The following is a 12,854-nucleotide window of genomic DNA, read 5'->3' as shown; positions in this document are numbered from 1 at the left end:
GTGACGGCGGACGGCCCCCGGCCGTGACGAACCGCTGCTCCCCCTTTGGAGGCACCCCTCATGACCACCTTCGTGGACCGCGTCGAACTGCATGTCGCCGCGGGTAGCGGAGGCCACGGCTGTGCCTCCGTGCACCGGGAGAAGTTCAAGCCGCTCGGCGGGCCCGACGGCGGCAACGGCGGCCGGGGCGGGGATGTCACCCTGGTCGTCGACCAGTCGGTGACCACCCTGCTCGACTACCACCACAGCCCGCACCGCAAGGCCACCAACGGCAAGCCCGGCGAGGGCGGCAACCGCTCCGGCAAGGACGGGCAGGACCTGGTGCTGCCGGTGCCGGACGGCACGGTGGTCCTCGACAAGCAGGGCAACGTCCTCGCCGACCTGGTGGGCCACGGCACCACCTATGTCGCCGCCGAGGGCGGCCGGGGCGGGCTCGGCAACGCCGCCCTCGCCTCCGCCCGCCGCAAGGCCCCCGGCTTCGCGCTGCTCGGTGAGCCCGGCGACCTGCACGATGTCGTCCTGGAACTCAAGACGGTCGCCGATGTCGCCCTGGTCGGCTACCCGAGCGCGGGCAAGTCCTCGCTGATCTCGGTGCTCTCGGCCGCCAAGCCGAAGATCGCCGACTACCCCTTCACCACCCTGGTGCCCAACCTCGGTGTGGTGACCGCCGGTTCCACCGTCTACACGGTCGCCGACGTGCCGGGCCTGATCCCCGGGGCGAGCCAGGGGCGGGGCCTCGGCCTGGAGTTCCTGCGGCACGTCGAGCGGTGCAGCGTGCTGGTCCACGTACTCGACACGGCGACCCTGGAGTCCGACCGGGACCCGCTCTCCGACCTCGACATCATCGAGGAGGAGCTCGCGCAGTACGGGGGCCTCGGGGACCGGCCCCGCGTGGTCGTCCTCAACAAGATCGACGTACCGGACGGCAAGGACCTGGCCGAGATGGTCCGCCCCGACCTGGAGCAGCGCGGCTACCGCGTCTTCGAGATCTCCGCGGTCGCCCACCTCGGTCTGAAGGAACTCTCCTTCGCGCTCGCCGAGTTGGTCTCCCGGGCCCGCGCCGCGCGGCCGCAGGAGGAGGCCACCCGGATCGTCATCCGGCCGAAGGCGGTCGACGACGCGGGCTTCGCCGTCAGCCAGGAGGAGGACGGTCTCTTCCGGGTCCGCGGCGAGAAGCCCGAACGCTGGGTGCGCCAGACCGACTTCAACAACGACGAGGCCGTCGGCTACCTCGCCGACCGGCTCAACCGCCTCGGTGTCGAGGAGGAGTTGATGAAGGCGGGCGCCCGCTCCGGCGACGGCGTCGCGATCGGCCCGGAGGACAACGCGGTCGTCTTCGACTGGGAGCCCACCGCCATGGCCGGCGCCGAGATGCTCGGCCGCCGCGGCGAGGACCACCGCTTCGAGGCCCCGCGCCCGGCCGCCCAGCGCCGCCGGGACCGGCAGGCCGAACGTGACGAGGCGGAACGGGAGTACGACGACTTCGAACCCTTCTGACCTGACCGACGGCAAGGACGCCGGAGGCGTTGGAGAGGCGGCGGAGACCGTGGAGAGGAGCCCTGGGCGCGATGCCCGGGGCTCCTCGCCGTATCTGCGGGGGCGGACCGGGCGCTCCTGAAGCAGACCTCAAAGGTGGGATCTCTGAAGGGGTATTGCCGAGAAGTTCCCGCCATATCCCCTTGTTCGGTCCATTGACATCCGATGTATGTCTCCCTAGGTTCCGTATGCGGCTGGCCAGCCCTGCTCAGACCTCCCCCTCTCCTCCCTGGAGCGTCCATGCATACGAAGACAGGTCGGATGACCGCAGGCCGCAGGGCGGCGGCCCGGTTCCCGGCGGGCCGCGCGAAGACGGGCCGGACACGCAGATCCCTCAGGGCGGTTGTGCCGCTCCTGGGTGTCGCCCTGCTGGCCGTGACGGCACCCGCCGTGAGCGCCGCCCCGCCCGCCGCCCCCGCGGGCCGGGTGGCGGCGGCCGCGGGCGGCCCCGGCACCAACCACGCGGTCGACGATCCCTTCACCTCCGAGCGGACCAGCTGGTACCGGCAGGACAAGTTCGGGATGTTCATCCACTTCGGCGCGTACTCCAACCTGGAGGGCGCCTACACCCGGCCGGACGGCTCGGTCTGCGAGAACGCGGAGTGGATCATGCGGCAGTGCGCGATCCCGAAGGAGGCGTACGAGAAGCAGGCCGCGAGCTTCGACCCGGCGCAGTTCGACGCCAAGGCCGTCGTCAAGGCGGCCAAGGACGCCGGGCAGCGCTACATCGTCTTCACCAGCAAGCACCACGACGGCTACACGATGTGGCCCACGAAGCAGAACCGCTGGAATCTGCGGGACCACTCCTCCTTCGACAAGCGGCGCGACCTCCTCGCGGAGCTGAAGAAGGAGTCCGACGCCGCGGGCATCAAGCTCGGCTTCTACTACTCGATCTGGGACTGGCACGACCCCGACTTCGCCGATCCGGCGACCTTCCCCCGGTACAAGAAGCGGATGTACGCGCAGCTCAAGGAGCTGGTCGACAGCTACGACCCGGCGCTGTTCTGGTTCGACGGCGAATGGGACACGGACAACCCGGTCAACCGCTGGTCCCGCCGGGACGGGGCGGAACTGGAGACCTATCTGCGCGAGTTGAACCCGGACCTGGTCATCAACAACCGGGTCGGCAAGCGCGGTGTGGTCGAGGGCGACTTCGGCACCCCCGAGCAGGAGATCCCGGACGCCCCGGTCGCCGGGCAGCTCTGGGAGTCCTGCATGACCCTCAACGACAGCTGGGGCTACGCCGCGCACGACACCCATTGGAAGTCGGCCGGGCGGCTCGTCCGGAACCTCAACGACGTCGCGGGTCGCGGCGGCAACTTCCTGCTCAACATCGGCCCGGACCGGCTCGGCCGGGTCCCCGCGCCCTCCCTGGACCGCCTCGCCGCCATGGGCAGGTGGCTGCGCACCGCGGGGCAGGGCGAGTCGGTGTACGGCAGCGAGGCCGCGGGCCTGGTCGCCGAGCCCTCCTGGGGCTCGGTGAGCCGCAAGGGCGACAAGCTGTACGCGGCCGTCCACGAGTGGCCCGGCGCCGGAAAGCCGCTGCACCTGAAGACCGAGGCGCCGGTGGAGGTGACCGGGGCCCGGGTCCTCGGCAGCGGGCAGCGGGTGGCCGTCGCACCGGCGGGCGACGGGCTCGACCTGACGCCCTCGGGCACCGCCCCCGCCCCGGCGTCCTCGGTGATCGAGCTGAGCCTGAAGCCGACGCCCGCCGCGGGCGAGGGCAAGGGGACGGGGCTGAAGGCGGAGAGCTACGCCAATGAGACGTTCTCCGGCCCGCCCGCGGCCACCTCGACCGACCCGACCGTCAACGAGTCCTACCGCTTCGACGGTTCACCCGCCGCCTCGATCCCGGCGGACCACTTCAGCACCCGCTGGACCGGCTCCGTCGAGCCCCGCTACGGGGAGCAGTACACGCTCACCACGGTCTCCGACGACACCGCCCGGGTGTGGATCGACGGCAAGCTGGTCCTGGACAGCTCGGTCCCGCACGGGCCGAAGGTGGACCGGGCCGCGGTCACCCTCCAGGCGGGCCGCAGGCACGCGATCAGGGTGGAGCACACCGAGGGCGGCGGCGAGTCCCATATGAAGCTGCTCTGGTCCAGCGCCCACCAGCCCCAGCAGATCATCCCGGCCGAGCGGCTGTACACGCCGTGAGCGGTGGTGCGTACGGTGCGCGCGGTGCGTACGTGTGCTGACCGGCTGACCGGCGCCCGGTCGGCCGACTGGTGGGCCGGTCGGCCGGTGGACCGGCGGGCCGACCGCCTGAACGCGCCGAGGGCGGCCCGCAGTCGGGCGGGCCGCCCTCGGTTGTGCTGTCCGTCCCGGGCCCGGCCGGTGGTGCCGCCGGGCCGGGTCCGTCCGCCGCTCAGGCGGTGACGGTGTCCTCGGCGTTCGGGGGCTCCGCGGACAGCGAGTGCGCCGTGTCGGAGCCGTCCTCCGCGCCGGAGCCGTTCTCGCCGTGCTCCGACTCGGCGGGCTCGTCGACCAGTTCGGGGTCTCCGCTGGGGGCGCCCTCGTCCAGGCGTCCCACCATCCGCACCCGGCGCTCGTCGGCCCGCGCGGACAGGGCATCCACGGCCGCGCGGAAGCGCACCATGGACGGCGGCTCGGCCGGGCCGAGCAGGTGCTCCTTGAGCGCGGCGCGCTCCGCGCCGAGGCCATCCCTGGCCGGTTCGCGCACCGCGGCGAGCAGCTCCGGGATCTCCTCGGCGCCGGGGCTGAGGAGGGTGGCGGCGCGCACGGTCGGGAAGCCCTCGCGGAACTCCTGCTCGGTCAGGCCCGAGGTGTTGGCGACGGCGTAGGGCTTCTCACTGCTCAGCCAGTCGGAGACCACGCTGGAGACATCGCTGATCAGCAGGTCGGCGACGTTGAAGCAGGCGAAGATCGCCGGGCGGGGGCCGGTGATGATCTGGTGCTCCCACTCGGGGAAGGAGGCCCAGTAGGCGCGCTCCCACTCCGCCGTCGCGGCGAGGATCGCCGCGTCCCGGGAGCCGTCGGGGGCGCCCTGGAGCAGCATCCGCTCCATCTCGTCGGCGCTGTTGCGGAAGGAGGTGCTGGTCAGCTCGTCCAGGGCGGTGGTGCGGCGGGTCAGCTCGGCGGCGGCCTCGGGGCCCGGGCGCTCGCCGGTGCGGCGGGTGTTGGCCTCGCGGATCATCGCCATGATGCGCTCGTTGGCGGCACCGGCGCGCGGGTCGACGGAGCCGGTCATCGGGTGCGGCTTGTAGAGCAGGCGGACGCCCTCGTCGGCGAGGAGGCGGCGCACCAGGTTCTCGCCCGCGAGGACCACCGAGGTGTTGCCGGGGTTGCCGTCCCAGCCCTCCCAGGTCGGCGCGTAGAGCACGGTGGTGTACGTACCCGTGGGCGGGCCCGCGTAGGGGCGGATGGGGGTGAGCTGCGGGCGGCCCACCTCGACGATGTCCTTGTCCTCCACGCCGACGTCGGCGAGGGCGTAGCGCTCGCGGGCCGCGGGTCCGGCCACCCAGACCTCGTCGTAGGCCTTGGCGTAGGGGTTGCAGGAGGAGAGCTTGTCGCTCTCGCCGTGGTTGATGAAGGCGTGCTTGACGGTGGGGATGCGCAGCACCTGGGAGGTCTTACCGGAGTTCGCGGGGTGCAGCATCATCTTCAGCGTGGAGTTCTCCAGGGAGAACATGGTGGCGACCTTGGGGTAGCAGATCACCGGTACGTCGGTGGCGTCGATCTTCTGCACCATGAAGCGCTCGCGCAGCACGATCAGCGGCTTGTCGAGACCGGCGAGGGTGGAGAGCCACATGTTCGCCTGGTAGGCCGAGGAGGCGCCGCCGGAGAAGTACATGGCGACCTTCGGCTGGTAGTCCGCGAGCCAGGCGTCGATCCACTCCATCACCCGGCGCTCGTCGACCGCGCGCTTCTTCGGCAGCAGCCAGGTGGCGAGGAAGGCGGTGCCGCCGAGCAGCAGCGCCAGCGAGAGGGCGGTCCCCAGCACGGCGCCGAGGCCCTCGCCGCCGAGCGCGCTCACGGCGAGCCCGAGCGTCGCCGGGACCGAGAAGGCGAGCAGCCGGTGCCCCGGGCGGCGGGAGAGGATCCGCGGCGGGGCGGTGGAGAGCCGCAGCGCGGAGGCGTCGATGTTGCGGGTCACCACCGGCAGCGAGCGGGTGCGGCGGACCAGCACCGCGGCGGCCTGGCAGGCGAAGTGCGTGAGGTAGCCGCCGAGCAGCAGGACCGTGGCGGCGGCCTGGGCGCCCCGGCCGACCTCGTCGAGCCGCAGCAGGCCGATGAGGAGCAGGGCGTCGCGCAGCAGCTGGCGCACGGTGACGTCGAAGCGGACCTTGGACAGCGCGGAGAGCAGTCCGGGCTGCTTGTACTGGAGGGCCGTGTCGAGCGCGAGCCCGCCCGCACCGGCGACGGCGAGGAGCGGGGCGCTGGGCAGCAAGGCACCGATGAGCTGCGCGACGAACAGCGCGGACAACAAGGTCAGCGCGCCCAGCTGCACGAGGCGGCGGGGGGCGAGTCCGGCAAAGGACACGGGGAGGGCTCCTGCGGGGGATCGGACCGGGTGTGACAAGGGGGTGGGGGCGGCCCGTCACAGGGGAGGTACTCCCCGGATGTCGATGGCCGACCACTGACCGTATGACTTCTGTCGGCCCCCCGGCAATCTTGCCCGACGTCATTGCGCGCAAAGGTGAGAAAAGGTCCGCGGACGCGTGGAGTGCTCGTAGGGGAGTCGTACAGGAGTCGTAGCCGCGCCGCGAAGACGGGGCCGCGGTCCGCCCCTTGAAATGGGCGGGCGGCGGGTGCGGGCGCTCACGTAGATTTGCCGGCACGAGCAGCGGACCGGCAGGGATCCGCTGGGCCGGGCGGTGGACGGAGATGAACGTGTCAGGGGCGAGGCAGTCGGTGGCGGGGGCGCGCAGGGTCGTCGTCAAGGTCGGGTCCTCCTCGCTGACCACGGCCTCCGGCGGCCTCGACGCGGACCGGGTCGACGCGCTGGTGGACGTCCTCGCGACCGCCCGCGGCGACCGGCGCGCCCCCGAAGGCGGGGCCCGCGAGGTGGTGCTCGTCTCCTCCGGCGCCATCGCCGCCGGGCTCGCCCCGCTCGGGCTGCGCCGCCGCCCCCGGGACCTGGCCCGCCAGCAGGCCGCCGCCAGCGTCGGACAGGGGCTCCTCGTCGCCCGCTACACGGCCTCCTTCGCGCGCTACGGCGTCCGGGTCGGGCAGGTGCTGCTCACCACCGACGACACCAGCCGCCGCGCCCACCACCGCAACGCCTCGCGCACCCTGGACAAGCTGCTCGCCATGGGCGCGCTGCCCGTCGTCAACGAGAACGACACCGTCGCCACCGACGAGATCCGCTTCGGCGACAACGACCGCCTCGCCGCCCTCGTCGCCCACCTGGTCCGCGCCGACCTCCTGGTCCTGCTCTCCGACGTGGACGGCGTCTACGACGGCGACCCCGCGAAGCCCGGCAGCACGCGCCTGGCGGAGGTCCGGGGCCCCGCCGACCTGGACGGCGTCGAGATCGGCAGCGCGGGCAAGGCGGGCGTCGGCACCGGCGGCATGGCCACCAAGGTGGAGGCCGCGCGGATCGCCGCCGCCGCGGGCATCCCGGTGGTGCTCACCTCCGCGGTCCGGGCCGCGGACGCGCTCGCCGGACGGGACACGGGTACGTACTTCCACGCCACCGGGCGCCGCAGCGCGGACCGTCTGCTCTGGCTCCAGCACGCCTCCACGCCGCGCGGCGCCCTGCTTCTGGACGAGGGCGCGGTACGCGCGGTGGTGGACGGCCGCAAGTCGCTGCTGCCCGCGGGACTCGCGGGCGTCGAGGGCGAGTTCGCCGCCGGGGACCCGGTCGAACTGCGCGATCCGGCGGGCCGGGCCGTCGCCCGGGGCCTGGTCAGCTTCGACGCCCGGGAGATTCCCCAGCTCATCGGGCGTTCCACCCGGGATCTCGCCCGGGACCTCGGTCCGGCGTACGAGCGGGAAGTGGTACACCGCGACGATCTGGTGCTTTTGCATAAATAGCCGGGGATGGCCGGAGATCTTCCTGCCTCGGCTGAGGGACCTTCCGGAAAACGCTCCCGCGGGAGCGCCCCGCCTGCTCCACTTTGTTGCAGGAAATTGCGGCACGGGCATTGCGCGAAGGAGGTCGCCGTGAGAAAAGTGCGCCCCCAGACGGCGTCCCGCACCGGCGGCGCGGCCCGCGGACGGGACCAGGGACAGCAGCCCCGGCTCACCAGCGTCGCCGCCGGGGAGCGCCTCGACGACCGCACGGCGGAACCGGCCGACGGGCCCCGGCTGTGGCACGTCACGCTCAGCGTCTCCGGTGCCGAGACCCCGCTCGCCGAGGTGCGCCGCGCCCTGGAGCAGCTGGCCCACGACCACCCCTTCCTGCTGACCAGCCGCTACGCGGGCAACCACGCCGAGGTCCGCTACTGGGAGGAGGCCCGGGACCTGCACGACGCCGCCGCGGTCGCCCTGCGGCTGTGGGGCGAGCACCGGCTGAGCGCCCGGCTGCCGCCCTGGGAGATCGTCGGCCTCGAAGTCATCGACCGGGACACCTACCACCTGCGGATCGCCGCCGGATACGGTCCGCCGCCGGCCTCCCCGATGGGCGTGCACCCGTTCTGACCCGGTCGGCGTGCACCCCCTCCGAGCGCCCGGCGGCCCGGCCTCTGGCGAGCCGCCGTCCCGGCCTCCGCCGACCGGGCACGGCCGGGCGCCGCACGCCCGCCGCCCCGCCCCGCACCCCCGCAGACCGTCTCACCCCCTGGAACCGGACCATCCGACTGGTGGCGTCGCCTACCCTCGGGGCATGACCTCGCTGCCCTCGGTTTCGCCGTACGACAACATGACGCCGGTCGTCCGGGCCGCCTACCGCGCCCGGGCCGCCGCGGCGGACCTCGCCCCGCTGCCGCGCGCGGTCAAGGACGACGCCCTCCTCGCGATCGCCGACGCCCTGGAGGTCCGCACCCGCGAGATCGTCGAGGCCAACGCCGAGGACGTCGCCGCCGCCCGCGAGGCCGGCACCGCCGAGTCCGTGGTCGACCGGCTCACCCTCACCCCGGAGCGGGTACGCGCCATCGCCGCCGACGTCCGCGAGGTCGTCGTCCTGCCCGACCCGGTCGGCGAGGTCGTCCGCGGCTCGACCCTGCCGAACGGCCTCGACCTGCGCCAGGTCCGCGTCCCGCTCGGCGTCGTCGGGATCATCTACGAGGCCCGTCCCAATGTCACCGTCGACGCCGCCGCGCTCTGCCTGAAGTCCGGCAACGCCGTACTCCTGCGCGGCTCCTCCTCCGCCCACCGCTCCAACACCGCCCTGGTGCGCGTGCTGCGGGACGCGGTCGGCGGCGCGGGCCTGCCCGCCGACGCGATCCAGCTCGTCCCCGGCGAGAACCGCGAATCGGTACGCGAACTCATGCGCGCCCGCGGACTCGTCGACGTCCTCATCCCGCGCGGCGGCGCCTCCCTCATCCGCACCGTCGTCGAGGGCTCCACGGTGCCCGTCATCGAGACCGGCACCGGCAACTGCCATGTGTACGTGGACGCCGAGGCCGACCTCGACATGGCCGTCGACATCCTCGTCAACTCCAAGGCGCAGCGCCCCAGCGTCTGCAACGCCGCCGAGACCCTCCTCGTCCACCAGGACATCGCCGACGCCTTCGTGCCGCGCGCCCTGGACGCCCTCGCGGAGGCCGGGGTCACCGTCCACGCCGACCAGCGGCTGCTGCCCTACGCGGAGGGCACCAAGGCCACCGTCGTGGAGGCCACCGTCGAGGACTGGGAGACCGAGTACCTCTCGTACGACATCGCCGCCGGGATTGTCGACTCCCTGGAGCAGGCCGTGGAGCACATCCGGCTCTGGTCCTCCGGGCACACCGAGGCGATCGTCACCACCTCGCAGCGCACCGCCCGCCGCTTCACCCAGCTGGTGGACTCCACCACGGTCGCCGTCAACGCCTCGACGCGCTTCACCGACGGCAGCCAGTTCGGCTTCGGCGCCGAGATCGGCATCTCCACCCAGAAGCTGCACGCCCGCGGCCCCATGGGCCTGCCCGAGCTGACCAGCACCAAGTACATCCTCACCGGCGACGGCCACACCCGCGGCTGAGAATCCCGGGCCCCCGCACAAGGCCCCCTGCACAAAGCGGTCCAGCGGGTCTACTCTGGGCAGCGTGCCGAAGGACGTGGGGGGCACACCGTCGCACGACGGCCGCGACCCCGACGAGAACCACGACCACGGGGGCGCGGACGAGGAGTCCGCGACCGTGGTGTTCGACGAGGACTTCGTCCGTGCGGCACCCGTCCACGAACCCAGCGCGGTGGAGCGCCTCCTCGCCGCCGCCCGCGCCCGGGCCGCGGCCGCCGAGGCGGAGGAGATCCGCCGGGGCCGCCTGTGGCGGGCCCCGTCCACCGAGGGCCGCCACCTTCCCGACGAGGCCTACGGCCCCGAGGACTTCGGCGACCTGGAGGACGGCTACGGCTCGTACGGCGGCTACGCCCGCTGGCACCGCCCGGTGGCCTGGATGCTCGCCGTGGTGATGGGCGTCGGCGTGGTCGCCCTCGCCTTCACCGCCGTCTACCGGGGCGCCTCCGCCTCCGGCAACCCCGAGCCCGGCCGCCCGGCCAGCTCCAGCGAGGTCGACAAGGGCGCCCCCGCCGGATCCGCCGACCGGATCCGCGGCGGCCAGGAGGAACTCTCCGGCGCCGCCCGCACGCCCTGAGGCCCACCACGCGTACGGCGGCCGGGACCGCGCCGGGACGGACGCGGCGCCCCCGACCTGCGCGGGGCCCGGCGGGGGAGCGGCGCGGGGGCGCGTCGGGCCGAAAGCCGCCGCAAGTTGTCGCATACCCGCGCGTTTACGGGGGTCCGCCGCGACCTACTCTGAAGGTATGAGCGGGCCAGGAGACCCACCGCAGGGCACACCCGAGGGCGCTCCCGGTGGTGGCGACGACGAGTACCGATCCGTCGTCTTCGACGAATCGTTCGTCCGCGCTGCCCAGCTGCAGGAGTTCTCCGCCGAGGAGCGCATCGCCGACCCGGACCACATCCCCGCCGTCCGCCGCACGCCCCGGCTGCACCGCGGGCTGACCCGGCAGGCCCTCGTCCTGGTGCTGCTGCTCGCCGTGGCCTTCGGCACCGCCATCTACATCGGGGTCCGCCACCCCTACCAGTCGCCGACCGCCTCCGGACGGCGCACCGAACCGCTGCGGATGACCGTGATACCGCTGGCGCCGCCCGGCCGGGTCCCGGGGGCGCCGACGGTGCGGGCGCTCTTCCGGAAGAGCCCGGCGGCCCGCTTCGCGATCGGCGGCGAGGGCATCAGGCTGCCCGCCGCCAAACCCACCCCGCACTTCTCGGACAGCCAGATCATGTCCGCCCTGACCACCGCCAAGGACTACCTGGTCGCCTCCTCGCTCGACCCGCAGGTGGTCGGCGGCGGCAGCACGGAGCCGGTACGCGAGCTGCTCGACCCCGGCCAGACCGCGCAGTTCGACGAGAGCTTCGCCCGTCCGGTGCCCGGCGCCCGGTACGCGGCCACCGGCTGGGCGGTCCGCCTCAACCCGGGCACCGTGCGCCTGGCCGACCCCGAGATCCGCGTCCAGGGCACCGTGCACGCCGCCGAGGCCGACTCCCGCACCCTTGAGGTCACCTCGGAGCACACCTTCGTCTACGCGGTGCGCCCCGCGGGCCAGGCGGGCGGCGTCGAGCCCTCGCTCTTCACCGTCCACCGCGAACTGCACTTCCGCTTCGACCGCGAGGACCTGCGCGCCCACCGCGCCGAGCTCCTCGTCTCCTACGTCCAGGCCGGGCCGCTGGACTGCGCGGTCGACTGGGCCGGCGGCTTCAGCCCCGTGCTCGCCGGGCAGCGGGCCAGCGGCAAGGGCCCGGCCGCGGGCACCGACCCCTATGCGCGGGGCGCGGCGACCGCGCTCTGCGGCGCCCTCGCCCCGCACCCGGCGGGCGGCGGCGCGAAGGGGCGGGCCGCGGCACCGACCGGCTGACGCCCGCAGACCGCCCCCACCGGCTGACGCCCGCCGCCCGCCCCCGCGAGCCGCTACTGCCGGCGTCCGTCCCCGGACTCGCCCGAGCCGTCCGTACCGGAGCCGTCCGCGCCGGAACCGCCGGAACCCCCGGAGTTCTCGGCCTCCTCGGAACGGCCGCCCGGGGCGTTGCCCCGGCCGCCGCCGGTGAACCTGTCCCGCACCTTGCCGCCGAGGTCGCCCGCGCCGCCCGCGAGGTCGCTGACCAGCTTCATCAGCGGGTCCTTGGAGCTCTTTATGTCGTTGGCGTAGTGCGCGGCCGAGGCCCGGAAGGAGTCGGAGACCGAGGCCTCCTTGTCCTCCTCCCGCTTCGGGTAGTGGCCGTCCATGATCCGCTGGAAGTCCCGGGAGGCCGCCCACTTCTTCAGCTCGGCCGCCCGCACGGTGGTGAAGGGGTGCGAACGCGGCAGTACGTTCATGATCTTGAGCACGGAGTCGCGCAGGTCACCGGAGTGCTCGTACTCCTCGGCTTGGGCGAGGAAGGCGTCGACGTTCATCTCGTGCAGGTGGTTGCCGCCCGCGAGCTTCATCAGTCCGCGCATCGAGGCCTGGATGTCCTGGCCGACGAGCAGCCCGGCCCGGTCCGCCGACAGCTCCGACTTGCGGAACCACTCGCGCAGCGCGGTGACGATGGCGTAGATCGCGACGCTGCCCAGCGGGATCCAGGAGACCTTCACGGCGAGGTTGGTCAGGAAGAGCAGGACCGTGCGGTAGACGGAGTGGCCGGAGAGGGCGTGGCCCACCTCGTGGCCGACGACCGCGCGCATCTCCTCCTCGTCGAGGAGTTCCACAAGTCCCGTGGTCAGCACGATGATCGGCTCGTCGAGGCCGATGCACATGGCGTTCGGCCGCGGGTTCTGGGTGACGTAGAGCGGCGGGACCTTCTCCAGGTCCAGGATGTAGCAGGCGTCCCGCAGCATGTCGTTGAGGTGGGCGAACTGCGCGTCCGAGACGCGTACCGAGTCCGAGAGGAACAGCAACCGCAGGCTCCGCTCCGGCAGGAGCCCGCTGAGCGTCTTGAAGACGGTGTCGAAACCGCTCAGCTTGCGCAGCGCGACCAGCGCCGACCGGTCGGCCGGGTGCTCGTACGCCCGGGAGGAGATCCCGGGAAACCGCCTGCGCTGCCTGCTCGGGACCTTCTCGAAGCCTTCAGTCATGAATCCCCCATCGGGCAGTGGTCGAAATGGAGCGCACAGGGAGCGCATACGGGCGTCGATCGCCAAAGAGCCTGCCGCCCCGGCCTCACAGTAGGACGCCCGGAGCAGGGTGGAAGGTTCCGCCACGGGCGCGCGACCAGG

9 protein-coding genes are annotated in these 12,854 nt (G+C 73.2%); 7 read left to right on the top strand and 2 right to left on the bottom strand.

The window, feature by feature from the left end; translation table 11 throughout:
- Window positions 1-60 precede the first annotated feature (60 nt).
- Together obgE and HFV08_RS14990 are read left to right on the top strand one after the other, a co-directional pair.
- Window positions 61-1,497 carry a GTPase ObgE gene (gene obgE, locus HFV08_RS14995; protein ID WP_040253650.1) on the top strand — a complete coding sequence of 479 codons (1,437 nt, stop codon included), beginning with the start codon at window positions 61-63 and terminating at the stop codon, window positions 1,495-1,497.
- Window positions 1,498-1,797: 300 nt separating this feature from the next.
- Window positions 1,798-3,693: an alpha-L-fucosidase gene (locus tag HFV08_RS14990; RefSeq protein WP_168539690.1), complete on the top strand. Its 1,896-nt coding sequence runs from the start codon at window positions 1,798-1,800 to the stop codon at window positions 3,691-3,693.
- 211 nt (window positions 3,694-3,904) lie between these two features.
- On the opposite strand, the gene HFV08_RS14985 is transcribed toward HFV08_RS14990, so the two are convergent.
- Window positions 3,905-6,040, bottom strand: a complete 2,136-nt coding sequence (locus HFV08_RS14985; RefSeq protein ID WP_168539688.1) for a CDP-glycerol glycerophosphotransferase family protein — start codon at window positions 6,038-6,040, stop codon at window positions 3,905-3,907.
- Window positions 6,041-6,390: 350 nt separating this feature from the next.
- Here HFV08_RS14985 and proB point away from each other — a divergent pair, with 350 nt between their 5' ends.
- The 5 genes from proB (at window position 6,391) to HFV08_RS14960 (ending at window position 11,517) form a co-directional block, all read left to right on the top strand.
- The gene (proB, locus tag HFV08_RS14980; protein WP_168539686.1) at window positions 6,391-7,536 is read left to right on the top strand and encodes a glutamate 5-kinase; all 1,146 of its coding nucleotides are present in this window, start codon (window positions 6,391-6,393) and stop codon (window positions 7,534-7,536) included.
- 129 nt (window positions 7,537-7,665) lie between these two features.
- Complete coding sequence (locus HFV08_RS14975) at window positions 7,666-8,142, top strand: DUF8830 family protein (protein ID WP_512700958.1); 477 nt, start codon at window positions 7,666-7,668, stop codon at window positions 8,140-8,142.
- A 193-nt stretch (window positions 8,143-8,335) separates the two neighbouring features.
- Window positions 8,336-9,622 carry a glutamate-5-semialdehyde dehydrogenase gene (locus HFV08_RS14970; RefSeq protein WP_168540021.1) on the top strand — a complete coding sequence of 429 codons (1,287 nt, stop codon included), beginning with the start codon at window positions 8,336-8,338 and terminating at the stop codon, window positions 9,620-9,622.
- 64 nt (window positions 9,623-9,686) lie between these two features.
- Window positions 9,687-10,235, top strand: coding sequence for an SCO2584 family spore wall biosynthesis protein (locus tag HFV08_RS14965; protein ID WP_168539684.1), 549 nt, complete (start codon window positions 9,687-9,689; stop codon window positions 10,233-10,235).
- A gap of 169 nt (window positions 10,236-10,404) precedes the next feature.
- Complete coding sequence (locus HFV08_RS14960; protein WP_168539682.1) at window positions 10,405-11,517, top strand: SCO2583 family membrane protein; 1,113 nt, start codon at window positions 10,405-10,407, stop codon at window positions 11,515-11,517.
- 53 nt (window positions 11,518-11,570) lie between these two features.
- Here HFV08_RS14960 and HFV08_RS14955 read toward each other — a convergent pair whose 3' ends face one another.
- Window positions 11,571-12,713 carry a M48 family metallopeptidase gene (locus HFV08_RS14955; RefSeq protein WP_168539680.1) on the bottom strand — a complete coding sequence of 381 codons (1,143 nt, stop codon included), beginning with the start codon at window positions 12,711-12,713 and terminating at the stop codon, window positions 11,571-11,573.
- Window positions 12,714-12,854 lie beyond the last annotated feature (141 nt).

The sequence above is a fragment of the Streptomyces physcomitrii genome, from assembly GCF_012273655.1.
Lineage (GTDB): Bacteria > Actinomycetota > Actinomycetes > Streptomycetales > Streptomycetaceae > Streptomyces > Streptomyces physcomitrii.
Note: the sequence above shows the minus strand (reverse complement) of the source record. Positions and strands in the feature narration are given on the sequence as shown.

What these genes read in the sequence shown, in the direction of transcription:
- obgE (WP_040253650.1), top strand. Translation starts at nt 61, where the DNA reads ATGACCACCTTCGTGGACCGCGTCGAACTGCATGTCGCCGCGGGTAGC.
- HFV08_RS14990 (WP_168539690.1), top strand. Translation starts at nt 1,798, where the DNA reads ATGACCGCAGGCCGCAGGGCGGCGGCCCGGTTCCCGGCGGGCCGCGCG.
- HFV08_RS14960 (WP_168539682.1), top strand. Translation starts at nt 10,405, where the DNA reads ATGAGCGGGCCAGGAGACCCACCGCAGGGCACACCCGAGGGCGCTCCC.
- HFV08_RS14955 (WP_168539680.1), bottom strand. Translation starts at nt 12,713, where the DNA reads ATGACTGAAGGCTTCGAGAAGGTCCCGAGCAGGCAGCGCAGGCGGTTT.